21 protein-coding genes are annotated in these 21,213 nt (G+C 67.8%); 5 read left to right on the top strand and 16 right to left on the bottom strand.

All coding sequences use genetic code 11. From position 1 onward, the window contains the following. Positions 1-59: 59 nt before the first annotated feature. Entirely contained in the window at positions 60-1,244 is a 1,185-nt protein-coding gene (locus tag QX070_RS30250) for a glycosyltransferase family 4 protein (protein ID WP_315740801.1), read from the top strand. Here QX070_RS30250 and QX070_RS30255 read toward each other — a convergent pair whose 3' ends face one another. The 9 genes from QX070_RS30255 to QX070_RS30295 form a co-directional block, all read right to left on the bottom strand. Then, positions 1,245-2,423 carry a glycosyltransferase gene (locus QX070_RS30255; protein ID WP_315740802.1) on the bottom strand — a complete coding sequence of 393 codons (1,179 nt, stop codon included), beginning with the start codon at positions 2,421-2,423 and terminating at the stop codon, positions 1,245-1,247. It abuts the gene before it with no gap. Then, a complete protein-coding gene (locus QX070_RS30260) occupies positions 2,416-3,438 on the bottom strand; it encodes a polysaccharide deacetylase family protein (RefSeq protein ID WP_315740803.1) in 1,023 nt (340 codons plus the stop codon). Before QX070_RS30260 ends, QX070_RS30255 begins: the two co-directional genes overlap by 8 nt. Then, complete coding sequence (locus QX070_RS30265) at positions 3,435-4,955, bottom strand: lipid II flippase MurJ (RefSeq protein WP_315740804.1); 1,521 nt, start codon at positions 4,953-4,955, stop codon at positions 3,435-3,437. The genes QX070_RS30260 and QX070_RS30265 overlap by 4 nt, the downstream gene beginning before the upstream one ends. Further along, complete coding sequence (locus QX070_RS30270) at positions 4,952-5,140, bottom strand: hypothetical protein (RefSeq protein ID WP_315740805.1); 189 nt, start codon at positions 5,138-5,140, stop codon at positions 4,952-4,954. Before QX070_RS30270 ends, QX070_RS30265 begins: the two co-directional genes overlap by 4 nt. Then, the gene (locus QX070_RS30275) at positions 5,137-6,294 is read right to left on the bottom strand and encodes a glycosyltransferase family 4 protein (protein WP_315740806.1); all 1,158 of its coding nucleotides are present in this window, start codon (positions 6,292-6,294) and stop codon (positions 5,137-5,139) included. Before QX070_RS30275 ends, QX070_RS30270 begins: the two co-directional genes overlap by 4 nt. After that, the gene (locus QX070_RS30280; protein ID WP_315740807.1) at positions 6,291-8,555 is read right to left on the bottom strand and encodes an exopolysaccharide transport family protein; all 2,265 of its coding nucleotides are present in this window, start codon (positions 8,553-8,555) and stop codon (positions 6,291-6,293) included. Before QX070_RS30280 ends, QX070_RS30275 begins: the two co-directional genes overlap by 4 nt. Positions 8,556-8,582: 27 nt before the next feature. Then, positions 8,583-9,737 carry a glycosyltransferase gene (locus tag QX070_RS30285; RefSeq protein WP_315740808.1) on the bottom strand — a complete coding sequence of 385 codons (1,155 nt, stop codon included), beginning with the start codon at positions 9,735-9,737 and terminating at the stop codon, positions 8,583-8,585. Positions 9,738-10,064: 327 nt separating this feature from the next. Next, positions 10,065-10,757 (bottom strand): DUF2848 domain-containing protein, encoded by a 693-nt coding sequence (locus QX070_RS30290; protein ID WP_315740809.1) that lies wholly within the window; start codon positions 10,755-10,757, stop codon positions 10,065-10,067. A gap of 69 nt (positions 10,758-10,826) precedes the next feature. Beyond that, on the bottom strand, positions 10,827-12,152 hold the full coding sequence (locus QX070_RS30295) for a DUF3422 domain-containing protein (RefSeq protein WP_315740810.1): 1,326 nt from the start codon (positions 12,150-12,152) through the stop codon (positions 10,827-10,829). Positions 12,153-12,663: 511 nt separating this feature from the next. On the opposite strand from QX070_RS30295, the gene QX070_RS30300 reads away from it, so the two are divergent. The 3 genes from QX070_RS30300 (at position 12,664) to QX070_RS30310 (ending at position 14,785) form a co-directional block, all read left to right on the top strand. After that, positions 12,664-12,912 (top strand): type II toxin-antitoxin system Phd/YefM family antitoxin, encoded by a 249-nt coding sequence (locus QX070_RS30300; RefSeq protein WP_315740811.1) that lies wholly within the window; start codon positions 12,664-12,666, stop codon positions 12,910-12,912. Further along, positions 12,912-13,340 (top strand): type II toxin-antitoxin system VapC family toxin, encoded by a 429-nt coding sequence (locus tag QX070_RS30305; protein ID WP_315740812.1) that lies wholly within the window; start codon positions 12,912-12,914, stop codon positions 13,338-13,340. The genes QX070_RS30300 and QX070_RS30305 overlap by 1 nt, the downstream gene beginning before the upstream one ends. Positions 13,341-13,483: 143 nt before the next feature. Next, positions 13,484-14,785 (top strand): sorbosone dehydrogenase family protein, encoded by a 1,302-nt coding sequence (locus QX070_RS30310; protein WP_315740813.1) that lies wholly within the window; start codon positions 13,484-13,486, stop codon positions 14,783-14,785. A 59-nt stretch (positions 14,786-14,844) separates the two neighbouring features. Here the strand turns inward: QX070_RS30310 and QX070_RS30315 are convergent, their stop codons facing one another. Beyond that, the gene (locus QX070_RS30315; protein WP_315740814.1) at positions 14,845-15,093 is read right to left on the bottom strand and encodes a hypothetical protein; all 249 of its coding nucleotides are present in this window, start codon (positions 15,091-15,093) and stop codon (positions 14,845-14,847) included. Positions 15,094-15,279: 186 nt separating this feature from the next. Here QX070_RS30315 and QX070_RS30320 point away from each other — a divergent pair, with 186 nt between their 5' ends. After that, complete coding sequence (locus QX070_RS30320) at positions 15,280-15,453, top strand: hypothetical protein (protein ID WP_315740815.1); 174 nt, start codon at positions 15,280-15,282, stop codon at positions 15,451-15,453. A 124-nt stretch (positions 15,454-15,577) separates the two neighbouring features. Here QX070_RS30320 and QX070_RS30325 read toward each other — a convergent pair whose 3' ends face one another. From QX070_RS30325 to QX070_RS30350, 6 genes are read right to left on the bottom strand one after another with little or no spacing between them, the layout of a single operon-like run. Continuing rightward, positions 15,578-16,393, bottom strand: a complete 816-nt coding sequence (locus QX070_RS30325; RefSeq protein ID WP_315740816.1) for an NAD-dependent protein deacetylase — start codon at positions 16,391-16,393, stop codon at positions 15,578-15,580. Positions 16,394-16,451: 58 nt separating this feature from the next. Then, the gene (locus tag QX070_RS30330; RefSeq protein WP_315740817.1) at positions 16,452-17,363 is read right to left on the bottom strand and encodes a polysaccharide deacetylase family protein; all 912 of its coding nucleotides are present in this window, start codon (positions 17,361-17,363) and stop codon (positions 16,452-16,454) included. A gap of 4 nt (positions 17,364-17,367) precedes the next feature. After that, positions 17,368-18,168: an ABC transporter permease gene (locus QX070_RS30335; protein WP_315740818.1), complete on the bottom strand. Its 801-nt coding sequence runs from the start codon at positions 18,166-18,168 to the stop codon at positions 17,368-17,370. Then, on the bottom strand, positions 18,165-19,031 hold the full coding sequence (locus QX070_RS30340) for an ABC transporter permease (RefSeq protein WP_315740819.1): 867 nt from the start codon (positions 19,029-19,031) through the stop codon (positions 18,165-18,167). Before QX070_RS30340 ends, QX070_RS30335 begins: the two co-directional genes overlap by 4 nt. A 2-nt stretch (positions 19,032-19,033) precedes the next feature. Further along, positions 19,034-20,104, bottom strand: a complete 1,071-nt coding sequence (locus QX070_RS30345) for an ABC transporter ATP-binding protein (protein ID WP_315740820.1) — start codon at positions 20,102-20,104, stop codon at positions 19,034-19,036. Beyond that, positions 20,101-21,135: an extracellular solute-binding protein gene (locus QX070_RS30350; protein WP_315740821.1), complete on the bottom strand. Its 1,035-nt coding sequence runs from the start codon at positions 21,133-21,135 to the stop codon at positions 20,101-20,103. Before QX070_RS30350 ends, QX070_RS30345 begins: the two co-directional genes overlap by 4 nt. Between the last annotated feature and the right edge of the window lie 78 nt (positions 21,136-21,213).

Consider the following 21,213-nt stretch of genomic DNA (forward strand, 5'->3'; position numbering starts at 1 on the left):
GTGCTAATGACCAGCAGATTGGAACGAAGTCGCAATGTCTGATCCCGTAGATTTCCGTTATGACGTTTGAGATTGTCCAGATCGTTCAAGAGATAAGCAATGCCGGCGGCGTGGAAACCGTTGCTATCGAGCTGGCGCGCGTTTTCGGCCGGAATGGTTTATCGAACGTCGTGCTCGCGAGCGCCGTCGCGGACAATCTCGAACACACGATAAGGGTCGAGCGCGTTGCGCCATGGCTGGCGCGGATTCCGACTCGCGGACTGTTTCGGCACATCGGCCGCGCCGTGGTCGTGCCGCTGTTCACGCTCGCCGCGACACGGGCGCTGGCGCGGCACCCCGATGCCGTCGTCGTCAGCCACGGCGATAGTCTCAAGGGCGACGTGCTGATCGTGCATGCGGTCAATGCGCAGAGCCTGGCCGAGAAGCGCGCCGCCGGCAGCTGGCGCTGGATGCTCAACCCGATGCATCTGTGGGTCGCGCTGCGCGACCGATTCATGATCGGAGGCCTGCGGTATCAGGCGTTCGTGGCGGTGTCCTCCCGCGTCACCGCGGAGCTGCAGCGCTTCTTCCGCGTGCCGGCCGCCCGCATCCATGTCATCTCCAACGGCATCGATCTCGCGCGCTTCAAGCGCGACGCCGTCGGCGGCCAGGCCATCCGGCGCGAGTTCGGCATCCCGGAGAACGCGCGCCTGCTGCTGTTCGTCGGCCACGAATTCAACCGCAAGGGACTGGCGCATGCGATCGGCGCGCTCGATCGGCTCGGCAACGACGTCTGGCTGCTGGTCGTCGGCTCGGACAATCCCGCGCCCTACCGCAGACTGGCGCGTAACGCCCAGCAACGACTGATCTTCGCCGGCCCACGCTCGGACCTGCCGGCGCTGTACTCGGCGGCCGATGCCTTCGTGCTCCCCACGAGCTATGAGACCTTCTCGCTCGTCTGCATGGAGGCCATGGCCTGCGCGGTGCCGGTGTTCGCAACGCCGGTCGGCGGAATCGAGGATTATCTGCACGACGGCGTCAACGGCTTCCGCATCGCGGCCGACGCCGACGACATCGCCGCCAAGCTCGCGGCGGTCTTCGCCGATCCCGCACTGATGCGCCGGCTGCAGGACGGCGCCCATGCGACCGCGCAGACCTATGGCTGGGACCAGATCGGGCTGCAATACATCGAGCTGCTCAAGCAGATCGATGCCGCCAAGCGACAGCCTGGCCGCGCAGCGATTGCACTGCCGCTGAAGGCCTAGCTAATTCGTCTGCAGCCGCTGTGGGCGGGCGAGGCGGGATGCGGTTCTCGACTGATGGGCCGCACGGCATGCCGTTTCAATCGCCGCCGCGACCGCATCATAGGTGAAGCGCCGGAGCACGTTTGCGCGGGCCGCCTCACTGCGAACGGCGAGCTCCGCCCACTGGCCGCTGAGCTCATCGATGAGCCGACACAGGCTGCCGGGATCCTGCTCCGGCACGATCCAGCCGCCGTCGCCGACGACATCCGGAATCGCTCCGCAGGTTGATCCGATCACCGGAATGGCGCAGGCCTGGGCCTCGATGATCACCCGGCCGAACTGCTCGCGCACCGCGTCCGTGGTTCGCGTCAGCAGCAGCAATGCGTCCAGGCCGCGCAGGAAGGCCGCGACCGCGGCGGGTGAAGCCCAGCCCTGGATCGTGACGCGCCCGTTCAAGCCGAGTTCGGCCACGCGCCGGCGCAGATGCGGCTCGTGCGGACCTTCACCCATGATGCTCAGCGTGGCCGCCGACTTGCTCCGTGCGAGCGCATCGAGCGCATCGTCGAGACCCTTCTCGGCCACCAGCCGGCCGACATAGCCGAGCCGCAGCGGCGAGCCGGTCGTCGCATTCGACGGATCATCTGCCGGCATGAAGGTCGCGAGATCGACACCATAGCCGATCGGGGTCACCGGACCCGTGTAGCCACGCGCCCTCACGACCTCAGTCGCATCGGGACTGCGCGACAGGATGTGAGCGGTGTGGCCGAGGACGAATTTGCGGATCGCCTCAAACGGCGGCGGCAGCCGTTTCAGGATGTTCTGGTCGACCTCGAGCACGAGCGCCGCACGACCGCGCAGCATCTGCGCCTGCAGCGCGACGATGCTCCAGGGCTCCTCCCAAAGATGAATCACGTCCGGATCGAGCTCGCGCAGCAGGCGGCGCAGCGCCGGATAGAAGTGCAGGTACCATTTCATCGGCCCGGCGTTCGGCAGCCGGATCGGAAGCCGATGGACGGGAAACCCTTCGTTGGAGTGAGGCGCGGTAATGGTGCGGCCGAATTCCTTCCACACTTCGGGCATCACAAGATGCAGATCGACGTCGGGCCGGGAGGCGAGATGGCGGTAGCGCAGCCGGCCGGCCTCGCTGCTGGTGGCAGGATGCGCAATCGAGACGATCCGCAAGCGGCCCCTGCTAGACACGGCCCATCACCTTCGCTGCAGTCCCGCTGAAGCCGGTGAGATGCAGCTCCATCGCCGCCAGCGTGCGATGCGCGCCGTTCATGGTGTTGCGCGGAATCGAAAACGCATCCTGCCCGGCTTTGACAAGGCCCTTGCGCGTGGTCGCAGCACTGGCGAATCCGGCCTGCCGCGCCAGCGCAAAGTCCCGCGGCCCGCAATCGGCGGCGCGCCCGTAAGGAAACGCGAAGTGCCGGACGTCGATGCCGAGCCGCTCGTTCAATCGCAGCCGCGCGCCGGCCAGCTCGCGCAGGGCGGCTTCCGGAGGCAGCGACGAGATGCGCGCATGCGAGACGGTGTGGGCTCCGATCTCGATGAGGGGATCCCCCGCCAGCGCTTCCAGCATGTCCCAGGAGATCGCATGTTTCCAATGCATTGCATCGATGTCGATGGCGTTGGCGGCACAGAACGCGGCGTAACGATCCGCGGCCTGCGGGCCATCCCAGCGCGAGGCGACCTGCGCAAACACCGCGCGGCGCTGCTCGGCGCTCGACAGCGCGATCCGCTCATCGTCGACCGTGACGTGGTCCCTGTGCAGCAGCGCATCCTCCAAGCCAGCGGCCCACAGCGGCAAAGTGCCGTCGGGAATGCCGGTCGTCACGAACAGCGTCACCGGCACCTTGTGCCTGCGGAACACCGGCACCAGCAGCTCGCACGTATCGCGGTAGCAATCATCGATCGAGAAGTTGACGTAGCGGCCGGGCGGCTCGGCGCTTGCCGGCCGGCGCAGCGCCTCGCTGATCGTCACGACATCCCAACCCTGGTCGAGGACATAGCCGAGGAAACGATCGAGAAAGTCGGCATCGACGTAGAAGTCGCGATTGGGCAGACGCTCCCATTGCTCCGCGGGCGCGGTGCGGTGGAAGGTCAGGCAGCAGCCGCGCGGGCCGAGCACACGATCGGCGGCCTTGGCGAGCGGAAGGACGAAGGCACCGGATGCCATCATGGCCTTGGCGGCAGCGAGGGCCAACAGGGTCAACTCAGCTCTCCCTTCATCTTGAACGTACGACGAACATGGCGGAGCGCCGTGCCCACCACGGCCGGCAGCAGGATGCCGATCGCGAAGGCCAGGCAGAGCATATAGGCCAATCCGCCGGCGAACAGGCGCGGCAGCAGGCCCGGCACGGAGGTCTGAATCATCAGGCCGAGCACGGCCATCAGTGCGGTCGGCAGCAGGGCCAAGCCGATCACGAGCAGGAGCTTTCGCGCATCGCCGAGCACGAACACCACGCCCGACAGCAGCACGAGGCTGCGGATCGCTTCGCCAACTCCGAGCAACTGCATGCCGGCCGCCGGCGACGGATCGAACAGCGGCATCAGCAGGTTGAAACCCATGTTGGCGAGATAGGCAGAGACGATGATCAGCGCGGCGACGCCGTTGCGCCCGGCGCCGTTGAGCAGGCGGATCAGGATCCAGCCGAGGGTCGCGGCCCAGACGCCGCAGGCGATGCCCTTGAGCGCATGCGAGGTCAGCAGCAGGGCCTCGTCGCCGAACGCGCCGCGGAAATAGATCAGGCGGACGATGTCGGTCGAGAAGACCAGCAGGAACGCCGAGGCCGGCAAAGTCAGTGCGAGCAGCGGCCGCAGCAGCGCCTCGGTCTGCGCGCGCGGATCGTGCGGGGCGTGCTGCGACAGCACGGCCATGCCGAGCGGCTGGCTGATCAGCAGCAGCGCGCTCTCGGTCAGCGAGCGCGCGTAGTCCAGCGAGGCGACGGCGCCCGTCGTCAGCCGCGACGCCGTGAAGCGCTCGATCCAGACATTGCCCTGCTCGGCCAGCGGCAGCGCAAGCAGGACGCGCAGCCGGCGGAAGAATTCGACACCCTTGTCGACCACCATGCCGGCGGTCAGGCCGGAGACGCTCAGCGCGCCCTCGCGCCACAGCGAGACCAGGCCCCAGGCGGCGAGGCCATTGAAAGCGACGGTGAAGGCGCAGGCGAGCATGTAGGCGTCGCCGGTCAGCACCAGCAGGCCGATTCCGCCGATCACTGCGACGTTGAGCAGGCTGGCGCGGACATTGGTCAGCCGCGTGCGCCCGAGCGCGATCTCGCCGGCCGCCAGAACGTTGAGGACCGCGGACGCCGGCATGCCGAACGCCATCATGCGCACGAAATGCAAAGTGAGCTCACGCCCCTCCGCCGAGAAGCCGCCGACGACGGCGTTCACCCAGAGCTCGCCCAGCAGCAGGATGATCGCGGTCACTGCGCTCGACACGATGGCAATGACGATCGTCAGCGCACCGAGGCTGCGCGCGGCATCCGGCCGCTGCAGCGCCTCGCGATGCATCGGGATCATGATCGCCGGCACGCTCTCGTTCTGCAGGAATGCGAGCGGGATGAGCACGGCCGCCATCGCGGCGCGAAAGCCGTCGGCGATGAGCGAGGCACCCAACACATGCGCCATCAGCACCTCGCGGCCGAAGCCGAGCATCTTGCTCGCCAGCGCACCGCTGATCAGCAGCGCGCTGAAGCGCTTGAGCGAAGGACCGGAGGCGCTCATGCGGCTTCCTCCGACACGGCCGGCGGCCCTTTCCATCGCGCAGAGACTTGTCCGTCCTCGAGCAGTTTCGGCCACGACAGCACCGGCGCGAGAATGGCGAACAGCGGGCCGAGCGGATCGTAGTCCGCGACGAGATCGACCATACGCCGCTCGGAGGACGGGGCAGGTGTGACGATCGTGCTCACACCGCCGCTCCCGCACCGACATTGCGGATCAGAAGCCCGATCGAGTCCAGCATGCGGGCAAGACTGTAATGGGTGCGCGCGCGGCGCGACGCGTAGTCGAGCTGTGGCGCGAGGATCTCGGGTTGAGCCAGCACCGCGTCCAAAGCCTCGGACAGCGCACGCGCATCACCAGGCGGCACGAGCAGGCCGGCCCGGCCATGTTCGAGGATGTCCGGCGCAGCGCCAGCGTCAGTGGCAATCACCGGCACGCCGGCGAGCATCGCTTCGACCAGGGTGCGGCCGAACGGCTCGGGATCGATCGACGGATGCACCATCGCGTCCACCGCCTGCATCAGCAGCGGCACGTCGCTGCGATGCCCAAGGAAGTGAACGCGATCGCCGAGGCCCAGCTCCGCGACCAGCCGTCTCAGGTCAGCCGCGTAGTCCTGCTCGCCGAACAGGGCATCTCCGACGATGATGCCGTGAACACCCGACAGTTTGGCCAGCGCTTCGATCAGGACGTGCTGGCCCTTCCACTGGGCGAGCCGGCTGAAGACGCCGACCAGAGGTGCGGACGGCAGGCCGAGTCGCTGCCGCAGCTCCTGCCGCGATGCGGGCACGGGTTCGACGGCGAGGCCATTGGGCACGATCTCGACGAGAGAGCGTCGACCTCCGGCCTCGATGAAGGCGGCTGCGGCGGCTTCGGAGGGGACGACGACCTTCGCCGCGAAGCGGTTGGCGAGAAAGATCTGCATGCGACGCTGCAGCGCGCCGAAGTGAGCCGGGCTGATGATGTCGTGCAGATGCCAGATCAACGGCCGCCGTGCCGCGATGTTGGCGATGGCCGACAGGACAAAGGCCTTCTGCGAATTGGCATAGAAGACGTCATGCTTGCGTGCGACATGCGCGAGCTCCGCGGTGATTGCCGCGAGTCGACCGAACAGCGGCAGCGCCTTGAGCCACGAACTGTCGCGTCTGAACTGCCCCAGGCCGCGGCCCCAGCGCGACGTGATGACCGACATCCCGCGCTCAGCCAGCACTTGGCCGAGCGGGCCCGGCTCGAACAGGAACACCGATGAATTCTTGCGGCCCTGGACGACATCGAGCAGGATCAACTCGGCGCCGCCGATCTGCCCGGTGTGATCGACGAACAGGACACGCTCGGTCGACATCACCCGGCTCCGGCGTAGGCTGCCACGGGCGCGGTCTGGACCACAGGCGTGCTGCGGTGCTCGACGTCGGTCATGGTGACGACGATGCCGACATCGCGGGCTCCGAGTGCCCTGCTCCTGTTCACCGTCACGACCGCCGGCTCGATCAACGACCGGTCACTGCGGACACAGACGATCGCCCAGTCCGTACCGGCAAGGAAGTCGTTCCGTTGCGACGGCAACGGCGTGTCGACGATCACGGCATCATAGCCATCGAGACCAGCGAGGAGACCGTCGAGGCTGATCGCGTCGAGAATGTCGCCGACCGGACCGGTCGTCGCACCAATCGGCAGCACGTCGAGCGAGGGATGCGCGGTCGGCAGAATCATGTCCCGGAGCGGCGTCCCGCGCTCCAGCGCGCCGAGCCATCCGGGGCTTGCCGGCAGGGCCATGATCTCGGCAAAGGCGGGATGCGAGACGTCGCACTCGACGACCAGCACGCGCCGGCCTGCGGCCGCGAGGTGCTCTGCCAGCGCACAGGCCGTGGTCGTCTTGCCATCTCCTGCATCGGGAGAGGTCACGACGATGCGCTGCGATCGCGCGGACCGCTTCAAACCGAGTTCGTGGACGAGATCATGCAGCGCATGCTGAAAATCGGTGTCCTCGGAGGCGAGGCGCAAGACGCGCGGGATCGCCAGCGGTTGATGGCCTTGCAGGATCGCGCCGAGCGCCGACATCTCGCGCAGGCTCTTCAGGCGCGGCAAGCAGGCCAGGATCGAAACGTCGGCGACGCTCGGGAGATGAGAGCTTCGTTCGGGCGGTGGCGTCGCCGTCTCCGGTGCGGTCGCACTCTCGGCCAATTCAGGGACGATGGCCGGAGCTTCGTCGACAGCGGGCGCCTCGACCTGCTGGGCCGGCGCTTCCGGAGTGACGGGCACGGGCAGGCTGATCAGGCGCGCGCCGAGCTGATCGGCGAGCAGCGCAGCACCGACGCCGAAGATCAATGCGAGCGTCATGCCGGCGGCGAGGAATGGGATCTTCTTCGGGAAAAACGGCTTGCTCGGCAGCTCGGCAAGGCTGACGAGACGCGTGCTGCCGCGCAGGACGCGCCGCTCGGTCTCGAGCTCGCTCGCCTTCTTGTAGAGCTCGGCATATTGCTGGCGCTTGATCTCGGTGTCGCGCACCATGCTCTCGATGGAGGCCTCATCCAGCGTGGCCGAGCCGGCCTCCGCCTTGGCGGTCTCCATCTGCTTCTTGAGCGAATTGACCAGCGCGGTGTTGGCATCGAACGCCTTCTGCGCGCTGGCCGCGATCGACTGCATCTCCTCGACGAGACGTTGCTGGATGCTCGCCTGCTCGCGGGTCAGCGCCAGGATCGACGGGTGTTTCGGACCGAGCACGCCGGCGGCGCTCGCGAGCTGCGCGCTCACTGTCGTGAGCTGCTGCTTGAGGTCGGCGATGGTCCGGCTCTGCAGCACCGAAGGCGCATCGGTCGGGCCGCGCTCCTGCTCCGACTTGATCTCCTGCAGCCGCGCCGCAGCCTCGGCCCGCGCGGCCTCCGCCTGCGACAATTGCTGGCCGATGCTCGTCAGCCGCTCCGAGGAGATCGGCGCGTTGGCGCCGCGCATCAGCCCCTTGGTGCGGCGGAACTTCTGGATCTTGTCATCGGCCTCGCGCAGCTGCTGATCGAGCTGCTTCAGCTCCTGCCACAGCCAGGAGCTCGCGACCTCGCGGCTGTTGGCGCCTTCGGTACGCTGATCCTCGAGAAACGTCTGCGTCAGTGCGTTGGCGAGCGTCTGCGCGACGTCGGGGAGACCCGACTGATAGGAGATGTTGATGACGCGCGAGCGGCCGGCGGAGGCGACGCTGAAACGGCTCTCGACGTGGTCGATGAACGCGCCGACATCCGTCTTGAGACGCTGGCACGCATCCGTCGAGCCGAGCAGGCGGCCGCGCTCGCATTCGCTGACGACCGCGTCGGCAACACCCGGCGACGAGATGATCTGCCGCAGCAGGCGCGGCGAGCGGATCACGAGCAGCTGGCTTTCCATGTCGGCGGGGTCGCCGACCTTCTGCGCCCACGCCGCCGAGGTGTTGGCGCCGGGCTCCTGCTCGGCGATGATCACCGAGGCGGTGGCGAGATAGCGCACCGGCAATACGACGAGGGCGATCACCGCAATCGCGAGGACGGCGCCGGCCACGATGGCGAACACGCCGCGACGGCGCCAGATCCGCCCCAACGCGTCGAGGCCGGACAAGGCTTCCGTAAGACCCGCCTGCCTCATGATCTGCACCCGCACCACATCCGAACGTTACGCAATCAGCCGTGTCGCGCGGCCCTGATGTCCCGCACGGAAATGCTCGAGCTCCTCGTTGACCGCCGCGACGAACTGGCTGCGGAAGCGCTCGGCCGAGAAGAAGCCGGCGCGCTGGCGGCAATCGAGACGCGAGATCGACTTCTCCTTGGCCACGAACGATCGCACGCAGGCCGCGATCGCCGCAGGCTCGGGCGAGCCGAAGAACATGCCGGTCGGCCGCGGCCCCGTGGTGAGGATCGACTCGCGCGCACCGCCGCGGCCCAAGGCCAGCACCGGCGCACCTTCCGACTGCGCCTCGACCGGGATGATGCCGAAATCCTCTTCCGCGGCGAACACGAAGGCGCGGGCGGTGGTCATGATGTCACGCAGCTGCTTGTCGGGCACGAAGCCGGCGAACTTGACGTTCGGCCCCGCGATCGCCTTCAGACGCGCGGCCTCCGGGCCGTCGCCGGCCACGACCAGCTCGAGGTCCGGCATGGTGTTGAAGGCGCGCACGATCGGCTCGATGCGCTTGTAGGGCACCAGCCGGCTGGCGGCGAGGAAGTGGTTGCCGACCGGCAGGATCGCATCGCGCTGCGCGATGGTCACCGGCGGATAGATCACCTTGGCATCGCGGCCGTAGATCTTCTTGATGCGGCGGGCGACGAACTGCGAATTGGTGAAGATGGCGTCGGGACCGTGCGCGGTGCGCGCATCCCAGATCCGCATCTTGTGCAGCAACGCGCGGGCGATGAGGCCCTTGATGCCGGTGGCGTAGCCGCTCTCCTGAAGATACTGGTGCTGCAGGTCCCAGGCGTAGCGCATCGGCGAATGCACATAGGCGACGTGAACCTGCTCCGGCCCGGTCAGCACGCCCTTCGCCACCGCGCAGCTCGAGGAGATCACGAGATCGTAGCTCGACAGGTCGAGCTGCTCGATCGCGAGCGGCATCAGCGGCAGGTAGGAGCGGTGATACTTCCGCAACAACGGCATCTTCTGCAGGAAGGTGGTGTGCGACTTTTCGAATCCCAGCTTGGCGCGGTCCTCGGGACGCAGCAGGTCGAACAGCGTGAAGACGTCGGCGCCGGGATAGCAGCGCAAGATCTCCTGCAGGACCTTCTCGGCGCCGCCGAGAACGTAAAGCCAATCGTGGACGATCGCCACGCGCATCGCACTCTCCCAATTCCCGGGGTATTTAATAAAACCCTTAAGGGAGGTATCCACGCGCACAACCAATTCCTAAACTTCTAGTTAATCGCCCTTGTCCTCCGACCCGTCGAATGAGCCATGATCAGGTAGGGATCGGTTAAGGATTTGCCAGCCGCTCCGCGTCTCATGTCGCGACAGGATCGTGCCGGACGCGAACGCCTGATGCGCGGCGGTCCCGCTTCGGCACACTCCAACACCCTAGGCCGTCTTGCTTAACAGGCCCTTGCCGTAGCGGACGCTCACCCGGTCCACCCTCGCCGCACACGATCGTGATCGCGCGCGTCCCGATCAGCCGGCGATGGCGAGCTGCGCGATCGCGTAGCCATGGCGGATCACGCGGTTCAGCACGGGATCGGCGAGCTCGAACTCGAAGCGGTCGGCGGGGCGGATGCCGCCCTTGGCGGCAAACGTGCCGCCGAACATCGCGGTGCCCTCGGGCAGGCCGGCCTCGCCGTAGCGGCGCGCGATCAGGTCGAGAGGCGCCAGCATGCCGCTCAGCGCGCCCTCCTGGTACAGCACCCGCTCGCCGCCGATGGTCGCGAACGCGCGCAGCATCAACTGGTCCCAATGCGCGGCGACGTCGTCGACCAGCCACAGCTCCGGCGCCACCGGCTTGTCGCACATCTGCTTGGAGACGGTGATGTTGTAGGTCTCGACCTTGCGGTCGGTATGGTCGGAGCCGACGCCGACCAGCAGTTTGCCGCGCGATTTCACCAGCACGAACTCGACCTCGCCGGAGGACTCCCCGCCGCTGACCTCGATGCTGTCGGATGTGGTCAGCCGGCTGGCCGCGGCCTCGTAATAGATCGGCGTCGTCGCCGGCCGGGGAATGCCGAGCTCTTCCAATTCGGCGATGTGCTTGTCGCGCGCGACCGGATCGCGCCCGGTCCAGCCGGCGATGACGAGGCGGCTCAGCGTGATCTGCTGCCGCGTCGCCCCGCCGCCTGCGTGAACCAGGAATTCGATTGTCGTGCCGCTCATCGTCTCATCGCCTCTGTCCCGTCAGACCGCCGCTTAGCCGCCTCGCCGCGCGCTGGCAAGCGCCGCGCGTCACTCGTGCTCGGTCTTCTCCGCCTCGTGGTCCTCCTTCAGATGCCGCTTGCGGATCTGGTGGGTCGTGAACCAGATCAGCGCGATGGCGACCGGCACGAAGGCGGCGGTGGCGAGCGTCGGTTCGACCGGCAGGCCGCTGTCATGTGCGCCCTTGGCGAGATAGCCGAACAGGCTGACGACGTAATAGCCGATCGCGGCCACCGACAGGCCTTCGACCGTGCTCTGCAGGCGCAACTGCAGCTTGGTGCGCTCGTTCATCGAGCGCAGGAGGTCGCGGTTCTGCTGCTCCAGCTCGACATTGACGCGGGTGCGCAGCAGATCGGCGGCGCGCGCGAGCTTGAGCGACAGGTTCGACTGCCGGCCCTCCAGCGCGTTGCAGGTGCGCATCGCCGGCGCAGTGCGCCGCGCCAGGAATGACGACCAGCTCGAATACGGCGCGACCGGCTCGCCCTCGATCACCGACAGGCGCGCCTGCACCAGGTCGTAATAGGCGCGGCTCGCGCCGAACCGGAACAGGCTGCCGGTGGCGCCGCGCTCCAGCAGCGCTTCGAGCTCGGTCAGCTCGCGGAGCAGGTGGTTGTTGAGCTTGAACGATTGCGCGCCCTGCATCTCCGCGAGCACCTCGACCAGACGGCGCTCGATGCGGTCGACGTCCGGCGCCAGCGCCAGCGCCGCCGGCAGGCCGAGCAGCGCCAGGGTGCGGTAGGTCTCGAGCTCCAGCACGCGCTGCACCAGCGCACCGAGCCGCTCCGGCGTCGGGCCATCGGCGCAGACCAGGATGCGGGTGAAGCCGTCGTCGTCGAGGCGGAAGTCGGAGGCGACCGCGCCGGCGCTGCCCTTGATCGCAACGATGGCGAGGCTGCTCTTGTCGAAGATCTCCTCGGCGCGCGCCACCGGATCGGCCGCATTCTCGACCTCGAGCTTGACCGCGACCAGCAGTTCGCCGGCCTGCGGCAGCGCCGCGATCAGCGCCTGCAGCTCGGGCGCGATGGCGCCGAAGCGGCGCGGGCCTGAGTCCGCGGGCGGGCTCCAGATCCAGGTCAGCGTGGCGAATTCCGAATGCTGCTCGAAGCGCAGCCTGACCGGGCCGAGATCGATCTGGTGATGCTTCACGCCCGGCTCCGGCGGCAGCGCACCATGCTGCGCGCAGAACGCGGCGAGGCTGGCGCGGTCGGTCGCCGCGCTGGCGCCTTTGGCCATGAAGGCGAAGCGGATCACCAGCACCGGCTGCGTCAGCGGCGTGAACGGCCGCGCATGCACCTCGTTCAGCACGCTCTCGCGCAGCGCGTGCGGCGTGAAGGCGGACTTGTCGAGCGACGTCATCGGCAGAGCCCACGCGTGAGAGCGACACCTGACGCAGACGATTGCGCTGCGCCTGAATTGATCACCCCCATCATGCCGTGCATCCCCCTGACTTCCATTGTCGCCCGCCGCCGACGCGCCGGCAGCATGTGACACCACTGTAGTGCAATTCAATGACGGCGCCACGGCTGCGGCGATGTCGTGCGTGTTGGCGGCTTTCTCAGCGCGCCCCCCTCCGCCGCAATCACCGATGCGATGTTGCACGATGAGGAGCGGGCATTCATTCGATCGATCATGACCAGCGCACGGCTGGGCTACCCCCACCCCCGACCGCTCACCGCAAGGGGGAGGGGCGCATCGGCTTCGCGGTGAGAGGTCGAATCCGACGGCGGATGTCCGGATGCGACCGGCGGTGGGCGGCGTGAGCAACACGCCCGTCGCCAGTCGCCGTCACCATCGCGCTTGAATGTAGTAACGTCTCTACATATGCTCTGCCGTCAGAGGGATAACGACCACTGCCAGGAGGCCGGCCATGACCACGCTGACCAGCCGCGAGTTCAACCAGGACACTGGCCGCGCCAAGAAAGAAGCGGCCAACGGGCCGGTGTTCATCACCGACCGCGGGCGGCCGGCGCATGTGCTGCTGACCATCGAAGACTATCTCCGCCTGGCCGGCGGCGGCATGAGCCTCGCCGACGCGCTGGCGCAGCCGGGGGCCGATTTCGAGTTCGAGCCGCCACGCATTGCCGGGCCGATCGGCCGGCCCGCCGACCTCGACTGATGTTCCTGCTCGACACCAACGTCGTCTCCGAGCTCCGACGCCGCGACAAGGCGGACCGCAACGTCGTCGCCTGGGCGGCGGCGCGTCCGGCCGCGAGCGTCTTCCTCTCCGCGATCTCGATCCTCGAGATCGAGTTGGGCGCGCAGCGCGTTGCGCGCAGAGACCCGACCCAGGGAGCTGCGCTGCGGGCCTGGATCGACCAGCACATCCTGACGCATTTCGACGGCCGTATCCTCGCCATCGACACCGCGGTGGCGCAGCACTGCGCGCGCCTGCATGTGCCCGACCCGCGGCCCGAGCGCGACGCGCTGATCGCCGCGACAGCGCTGGTTCACGGGCTGACCGTCGTCACCCGCAACACCACAGATTTCGCCGCCACCGGCGTCGCGCTCCTCAACCCGTGGAGCGATGCAGACGGGGCGCCCTGAGCCACGCCCGGAGCACCGCGCATGCAGGGCACGCAGGCCAACCGCGCCTGCTCCGCAGAATCGTCACATCAGCCGCGACGGCGAGATGTATTATGGATCTCGACCATCACACCCTGCCTCTGTCTCATCCCACAGGACGTTTCATGACCCTCTCCTCCATCGTTGCGCGCGGTGTCGCGCTGGTTGGCAATGCGGCGCTGCAGTGGCGCAAGCTGCAGGGAGAGACGCCGCAGCCGGCGTGGGGCGCGCAGCCGCAGATCCCGGTGGCGAAGCCGCAGGGCCTGCTGCCGACCCTGAAGATGCCGACGGCGCGGGGCTGGCGCGACGGCGAAAAGCCGGTGGCGGCGGCGGGGCTGAAGGTGAATGCGTTCGCGACCGGACTCGACCATCCGCGCTGGATCTACGTGATGCCGGACAGATCGGTGCTGATCGCGGAGGCGACGCAGATTCCGAGCCCGGTGCGCAACATGTTCAGCTATGCGATGCAGGCGACGATGCGCCGCGCCGCAGCCCTCGGTGTCAGCGCCAATCGCATCACGCGGCTGGTCGATGCTGACGGCGACGGCACCGCCGAGCGCCGCAATGCTTTCATGGAGAATCTCAGCCAGCCGTTCGGCATGGCGCTGGTCGGCGACACCTTCTATGTCGGCAACACCGACGGCATCGTCGCCTTCCCCTACACTGCGGGCGCCGAGCGCATCACCGCGCAGGGCCAGCGGCTGACGACGTTCAAGCCGGGCGGACACTGGACGCGCAGCCTTTTGGTCAGCCCTGACGGCACCAAGCTCTATGCCGGCGTCGGCTCGCTCACCAACATCGCCGAGCAGGGCTTCGAGGTCGAGGAGGGCCGCGCCTGCATCTATGAGCTGGACATCGCCAGCGGTGCGAGCCGCATCTTCGCGGCGGGCCTGCGCAACGCGGTGGGGCTGGCGTTCGAGCCACAGACGCGGGCGCTGTGGACCGTCGTCAACGAGCGCGACGGGCTCGGCGACGAGACGCCGCCGGACTACCTGACCTCGGTGCGCGAGGGCGGCTTCTATGGCTGGCCCTATTGCTACTGGGGCAGGACGGTTGACGACCGGGTGCCGCAGGACGCGAGCCTGGTCGCGACCGCGCTGACGCCGGACTACGCGCTCGGCGGCCACACCGCCTCGCTCGGCCTGTGCTGGCTGCCGGCGGGCACCCTGCCCGGCTTCCCCGAGGGCATGGTGATCGGCCAGCACGGCTCGTGGAATCGCAGCAAGCTGTCCGGCTACAAGGTCGTGTTCATTCCGTTCGAGAACGGCAAGCCGTCGGGCCCGGCGCGCGACATCCTCTCCGGCTTCCTGGCGCCGGACGAGAGCTTCTCCTATGGGCGGCCGGTCGGCGTGACGCTCGGCCCGGACGGCTCGCTGCTGGTGGCCGACGACGTCGGCAACTGCATCTGGCGCGTGACGGGGGCGTGAGGCAGCAGGCCGCGACGATCGAGGCGGCGCGGCCTCGATCGTGCCTGCAGCTGTCATCCTCAATCGTGGCCGTAGTACTGGCGATTGCAGTAGCGGCGGCCCGCTTCGTGCTTGGCCGCGCGCTGGGCCGGGGTGGCGTTTGCCGGGATCAGGAAGTTGCCGCTCGCAAACAGCTGCAGGCAGTTGATGTAGTTCTTGTTGCCCAGCCATTCCCAGCCGGCAGACGCCGGCGATGTCGATGCTGACGCGAGCAGGCCCGCGCCCGCGACGATGGCGGCGGCGGCGAAAAGACGAATGCTGGACGTCATGACCTTGTCCCTCGTTGCTTGAGGCTGCCCCTGCAGCCCATGCGAGGATCATGACGGTCAGGGCGCGCTGCTTCCGTGACGGTCCGCACAGAGAGAGATGATGCCGCATGGACGGGGCCGCGGCGCTCAGCCGCGGAACAAGCATCACGCCCGCGACGTTGTCCGGCACAGCGACAGGAGAGTTCCATGGCCGACAATGTCAATCCCGATCGGAAGCAGCCGGGCGAGCATCGCGAAGGCAAGTTCCACTACAATCCAGGCAACCAGGCCGGCAAGACGGTCGAGGTCGGCAAGCCGGAGAACGAGCAGGTCAACAACAAGGACCGCATCGAGAACCGCGAGAAGCCGCAGTCGCGGTGAGGCGGACAACATTTTAGGTTCTCGTCATGCCCGGGCTTGACCCGGGCATTCATTTCTACCGCGCCAAAACAGCTGGATGGCCGGGGCGAGCCCGGCCATGACGGCGGAGAGAGGACTGTCCGCCCTATCCTTCGAGCAGGAACGCCAGCGCCTCGTCGCAAGGCGCTTCCACCTTTAGCGACAACAGATCATCCGCGCGGGTGCGGCCGAGATTGACGGCGGCGATCGGGATGGCGCGGTCGGCGGCGGCGCGGACGAAGCGGAAACCCGAATAGACCATCAGCGAGGTGCCGACCACGAGCATCGCGTCGGCCTGATCGACATGTTCGCGCGCCGTGGCGACGACCTCGCGCGGCACGGTCTCGCCGAAGAATACGACGTCGGGCTTGAGGATGCCGCCGCAGGCGCGACAGGCCGGAACGGAGAACCCGGCGAAATCGACCCCGTCGAGATCGGCATCGCCATCGGGCGCGGCGGCGGCATCATGCGCCAGCCAGCGCGGATTGGCGCCCGCCAGCTCGTCCTGAAACGCGGCCCGCGACAGCGTGGCGCCGCAGCCCATGCAGCGGACGCGGTCGAGCCGGCCGTGCAGATCGATGACATTGCTGGTGCCTGCGGCCTGGTGCAGCCGGTCGACATTCTGCGTCACCAGCAGCGCGCAGCGGCCCTGCGCCTCGAGCCGCGCCAGCGCGTGGTGTGCGCCGTTCGGCTGGGCGCGGCCGAAGCGCCGCCAGCCGACCATGCTGCGCGCCCAGTAGCGACGGCGCGTCTCGTCGCTGCCCATGAAGGCCTGATAGGTCACCGGCGGGGTGCGCTTCCACTGCCCGTCATTGTCGCGATAATCGGGGATGCCCGAATTGGTGCTGCAGCCGGCGCCGGTGAGCACGACGATCCGGTGGTGGCTGTCGATGAAGGATTTTAGCGCGAGAGGATCGATCATGGCGCAGATGTAGGCGGCCAGGCCGGGCCGCGCCAGTCCGTCACCAGGCCAAGGTCCGTCAGGTCGTGCCGGGTGGCGGCACGGTCGCCAGCCAGTGCCGGGCGATGTCGGCGCGCGGCGCGATCCAGGCCACGCCGCTGCCGGTGACGTGGGACAGGATGCGGTCGAGCGCGCCGATCCGGCCGGGGCGGCCGATCATGCGCAGATGCAGACCGATCGACAGCATCTTCGGCGTCGTCGCGCCCTCACGCGCGAGCCAGTCGAAGGCGTCGATGACGTAGTCGGCGAAGTCGGCGCCGCGGAAGCGCGAGCCGTTGTAGAATTGCATGTCGTTGCTGTCGAAGGCATAGGGCAGCACCAGATGCGGGCGGCCGGCGACATCGACGTAGTACGGCAGGTCGTCATTGTAGGCATCGCTGTCGTAGAGGAAGCCGCCCTGCTCGACCAGCAGCCGCCGCGTGTTCGCGGACGCCGCCGAGCGCGTATGCCAGCCGAGCGGATGCTGGCCGGTGACGCGCTGGATCGTCTCGACCGTGCGCGCGATCACGCGGCGCTCCTCGGTCTCGCCCATCCCGGCATGGCTCTGCCAGCGCCAGCCATGCGCCGACACCTCGTGGCCGCGCGCCACGGCATCACGGGCGAGCTCCGGCGAGCGCTCGACGGCGCGGCCGCAGGCGCTGACGGTGACCTTGACGCCGTGGGCGTCGAACAGGTCCATGATGCGCCACCACGCCGCGCGCGTGCCGTATTCGAAATGGCTGTCGATACAGGGGTCGGGGCCGTCCAGCCGATGCACGACCTCGTAGATCGCCTCGTTGCTCGGATCGCCGTCGCACACCGAGAATTCCGAGCCCTCCTCGAAATTCACCACCAGCGACACCGCGACGCGTGCGTCGTCGGGCCAGCGCGGATGCGGCGGCCTGCCGGCATAGCCCGTGAGATCGCGGCGGAAAACAGGCCGTGGGGTCATCGTGTCAATCCGCGGTTCCAGCCATGCGGTGCAGGCCGACCAGGCGGTCGCTGATCAGCAGCAGCACCAGGGTGCCGGCGAGAATGAGGGTGGACAGCGCCGCGAGCGTCGGATCGGGCGCCTCCTCGATATATTGCAGCATGCGGATCGGCAGCGTTTTCGAGCGCACGTCGGCGAGAAAGATCGAGACGGGATAGTTGTCGAACGAGGCCAACAGGCTGAACAGGCCGGAGATCAGGAACGACGGCGCCAGCGCCGGCACCATCACGCGCAGCACGCTGCCGGAATAGGTGCAGCCGAGCGTGCGCGCGGCTTCGATGAGGGTGAAGTCGAAGCGCGAGAGGCCTGCGATCATCGTGCGGGCGACATAGGGCAAGGTCACCACGAGATGGGCCACCAGCAGCGCGCTCCAGGTCGCGGTGAAACCGATCATGCGGAAATACTGCAACAGCGCGATGCCGAGCACGAGACCCGGCATCATCAAAGGCGATACGAGCAGCGTCCCGATCGCGGTTGCACCCGGCAGTCTGCCCCGGGCGATCGCGATCGCGGCAAGCGTGCCGGCGACCAGCGAGAGCGCGGTCGACAGCACGGCGATCTGCAGCGACAGAGATAGCGACGGCCAGAAACCGTCGAGCCGCCCGATGCGGCCGTACCAGCGCAGCGAGGCGCCCGACAGCGGCAGGTCGAACACGGGCGTCGGCGAGAATGACGCGGCCGCGATCACCACAAGCGGCAGCACCAGGAACAGCGCGAGGCCCATCGCGAGCAGCCAGCAGATGATGATGGCGACGCGCGTCGTCATTTCGGCTCCCGCGACGGCAGCGTGCTGAGCGCGACGACGATGACCGCAATCACCAACAGCACGACGCCGGCGGCGGCGCCGAAGCCGGGCTCGCGCGCCAGCAGATAGGCCTTGGCGATGGTGGTGGCGAGCGTCGGATATTTCTCGCCGATCAGAAGCGTCGGCACCACATAGGCCGACACCGACAGCGAGAACACCAGCGCCACGCCAGCAATGATGCCGGGCAAGGTCAGCGGCAGGATGACACGGAAGAACACCACGAGCGGCGAGGCGCCGAGCGTCGCCGCGGCTTCCGCGTAGCGGCCATCGAGCTGCGCGACGACTGCGTAGATCGGCAGCACCATGAACGGCAGGAAGATGTTGACGGCACCGATGATCAGCGCGGTCTGGGTGAAGATCATGCGGATCGGATCCTCGATGATCCCGAGCGCGATCAGCACGGTGTTGATGGGGCCGTCGCTGCGCAACAGGATGGTCCAGGCGAACGCCTTGACGATGACGGAGGCTGCGAGCGGCAGGAACAGGGTCGCCAGCAGGACCGAGCGCAACGCGCCGCGGGCGCGGGCGAGCGCGAAGGCGGCTGGATAAGAGATGAGGAAGGCGATCAGCGTCGTCAGCAGGCCGAGCCGCAGCGAATTCCAGATGATTCCGAGATAATAGGGCGTACCGAGCAGCCGCGTGTAGTTCGCCGACGTGATGCCGCCTTTGCCATCGAGCACGCTGACGCCGAGCAGCAGCGCCAAGGGCAGCACGAACGCCAGCGCGATGATCAGCGCCGATGGCGCGACGAAGCCGAACGCGGCGAGCCGCTCGCGATCGGGCGCGGGCTCAATGATCGGTGCTGGCAACACGGCGTCGGTCATGGTCAAGCCTCGGCGGCGAAGGCGAAGGTCTCCGACACCGGCCAGGCGAAGCGGACTTCGTCATTGACGCATGGCACCTCGGCCTCGCGTCCCGATAGCTCGGCGAGCAGATTGGCGCCGGCACCGGCATCGACGTCGACCAGCGTCCGCGAGCCCTGGAACACGACCGAGCGCACGCGGCCGGCGGCCGAGTTGGCGCCATCCATCGCGCCGAGACGCAATTGCTCCGGCCGCGTCGCGACGATCACCGACGCGCCGGGCTGAAACGCGCCGCGCGCCGACAGACGGCCGACCGGCGTCACGACGTCCACCGTGCCGTCATGCGCGCCGACCACCTGGCCCGCGATGCGCGTCGACAGTCCGACGAAGTTGAGCGCGAACAAGCTCGCAGGCCGGGCATAGAGCTCGCGCGGCTCGGCGAGCTGCTCGATGCGGCCCCTGTTCATGACCGCGACGCGGTCCGACATGGTCAGCGCCTCGTCCTGGTCATGGGTGACGAAGATCGCGGTCGCCTTGACCTCCTGCAGCAGACGGCGCAGCTCGACCTGCATCTCCTCGCGCAGCTTGCGATCGAGCGCCGACAGCGCCTCATCGAACAGCAGCACGTCGGGCTCGACCGCGATCGCGCGCGCCAGCGCCACGCGCTGCTGCTGGCCGCCGGACAGCGCCGAGATGCGGCGGCCGCCGAGATGGCCGAGCTTGACCAGCGAAAGCGCGCGCTCCACCGCGCGATCGATCTCGGCCTTCGGCGTGCCGCGCACCTTCAGGCCGAAAGCAACGTTGCCGGCGACGGTGAGATGCGGGAACAACGCGTAGCTCTGGAACACGACGCCGACATTGCGTCGATGCGGCGGCACATGGGTGACGTCGCGCCCGGCGAGCGAAATCGTGCCGGTGTCCGGTGGCGCCAGGCCGGCGATGGCACGCAGCAAGGTGGTCTTGCCGCAGCCTGAGGGCCCAAGCAGGGTGACCAGCTCGCCGCGGCAGATGGTGAGATCGACGCGATCGAGCACGGTCGCCGCACCGAAGCGCTTGGAGACTCCGCTGATGACGAGATGCGGCGCGGCGGTCATGTCATCTCCTTGCTCCAGCGATCGACCCAGCCGGCGCGGTTCTTGGCGATGAAGGCCCAGTCGGGCGCGAACAGCGAGGCCGGATCCGGATAGCCGGCCGGCAGCGGCGTCGCCTTGCTGGTCGGTGCGATGAAGGCCGTCTTGGCCAGGATGGTCTGCGCCTCCGGGCTGAGATAGAAGTCGATCACGGCGTCGGCGAGATCGCCGGCTGGCGCGCCGCTCACCTTGGCGATGCCCGACGGCATCGAGAAGCCGCCATCCCTGGGGATCGCGAGATCGACCGGCGAGCCGTCCGCTTTCCGGATCAGCGTGTAGGCCGAGAACTGGCCGCCGATCATCCAGGCCTCGCCCTGCTCCAGCAGATTGATGGCCTGCGGTGCGTTCGTATAGACGTTCAGCAGATTGGCCTTCAGGCTCTTGATCTTCTTGAATCCGGCATCGATCTCGTATTGCGCTTCCTTGTAGGGCTTGCCGGTCTCGAGATGCGCGGCGGCGAGCAGCGTCCAGAATCCTTCGGTGTTGGACAACGACGGCACGACGATCTTGGAGTCGTATTTCGCATCCCACAGCTCGGCCCAGCTGCCAGGTGCCGTCTTCATGCGCCTGGTGGAATAGGCGATGCCGACCCACGGCTTCTGGTAGTTGGCCCACATCCCGTCCTGGTGCACGGCGTCGTCGACGAGCTTGCCGAGATTGGGAATCGCCGACGACGACATCCTGGTGATCAGCCCTTCGGCCGCGGCCGGCAGCATCACCGGATCGTCCATGATCACGACGGAGATCTTCGGGCTGGCCTTGTCGGCCTGCATCTTCTGCAGATTGGTCAGCGAGTTCGTCCCCTCGTAGAGCACCTTGCAGTCGAGCTTCTTCTCCAGCACCGGAAACAGATCGGCGTTGAAATATTTGGCGGCACCGGCGGGGCCGCCGATCACGATCTCTTTGGGGGCGGCGCGCACCAGCGCGGGCGCGGCAAGGGTGGCGGCGAAGGCCGCACCGGTTTTCAGGAGGCTGCGGCGGGAGAAGGGGTGCATGAGAGGATCCCGTGTGAGCTGTCGCGTGACGTGTCACGAGGATCAGCAAGCGCCGTGCCAAATGTGCACATTTTTGGA

Source organism: Bradyrhizobium sp. SZCCHNR1093 (assembly GCF_032381175.1).
In the GTDB taxonomy this organism is placed as follows: domain Bacteria; phylum Pseudomonadota; class Alphaproteobacteria; order Rhizobiales; family Xanthobacteraceae; genus Bradyrhizobium.

Bases quoted from the DNA above. Each gene is read 5' to 3' on its own strand.
- QX070_RS30250 (WP_315740801.1), top strand. From the start codon at position 60: ATGACGTTTGAGATTGTCCAGATCGTTCAAGAGATAAGCAATGCCGGC.
- QX070_RS30265 (WP_315740804.1), bottom strand. From the start codon at position 4,955: ATGAGCGCCTCCGGTCCTTCGCTCAAGCGCTTCAGCGCGCTGCTGATC.
- QX070_RS30280 (WP_315740807.1), bottom strand. From the start codon at position 8,555: ATGAGGCAGGCGGGTCTTACGGAAGCCTTGTCCGGCCTCGACGCGTTG.
- QX070_RS30285 (WP_315740808.1), bottom strand. From the start codon at position 9,737: ATGCGCGTGGCGATCGTCCACGATTGGCTTTACGTTCTCGGCGGCGCC.
- QX070_RS30290 (WP_315740809.1), bottom strand. From the start codon at position 10,757: ATGAGCGGCACGACAATCGAATTCCTGGTTCACGCAGGCGGCGGGGCG.
- QX070_RS30295 (WP_315740810.1), bottom strand. From the start codon at position 12,152: ATGACGTCGCTCGACAAGTCCGCCTTCACGCCGCACGCGCTGCGCGAG.
- QX070_RS30300 (WP_315740811.1), top strand. From the start codon at position 12,664: ATGACCACGCTGACCAGCCGCGAGTTCAACCAGGACACTGGCCGCGCC.
- QX070_RS30305 (WP_315740812.1), top strand. From the start codon at position 12,912: ATGTTCCTGCTCGACACCAACGTCGTCTCCGAGCTCCGACGCCGCGAC.
- QX070_RS30310 (WP_315740813.1), top strand. From the start codon at position 13,484: ATGACCCTCTCCTCCATCGTTGCGCGCGGTGTCGCGCTGGTTGGCAAT.
- QX070_RS30315 (WP_315740814.1), bottom strand. From the start codon at position 15,093: ATGACGTCCAGCATTCGTCTTTTCGCCGCCGCCGCCATCGTCGCGGGC.
- QX070_RS30320 (WP_315740815.1), top strand. From the start codon at position 15,280: ATGGCCGACAATGTCAATCCCGATCGGAAGCAGCCGGGCGAGCATCGC.
- QX070_RS30325 (WP_315740816.1), bottom strand. From the start codon at position 16,393: ATGATCGATCCTCTCGCGCTAAAATCCTTCATCGACAGCCACCACCGG.
- QX070_RS30330 (WP_315740817.1), bottom strand. From the start codon at position 17,363: ATGACCCCACGGCCTGTTTTCCGCCGCGATCTCACGGGCTATGCCGGC.
- QX070_RS30335 (WP_315740818.1), bottom strand. From the start codon at position 18,168: ATGACGACGCGCGTCGCCATCATCATCTGCTGGCTGCTCGCGATGGGC.
- QX070_RS30340 (WP_315740819.1), bottom strand. From the start codon at position 19,031: ATGACCGACGCCGTGTTGCCAGCACCGATCATTGAGCCCGCGCCCGAT.
- QX070_RS30345 (WP_315740820.1), bottom strand. From the start codon at position 20,104: ATGACCGCCGCGCCGCATCTCGTCATCAGCGGAGTCTCCAAGCGCTTC.
- QX070_RS30350 (WP_315740821.1), bottom strand. From the start codon at position 21,135: ATGCACCCCTTCTCCCGCCGCAGCCTCCTGAAAACCGGTGCGGCCTTC.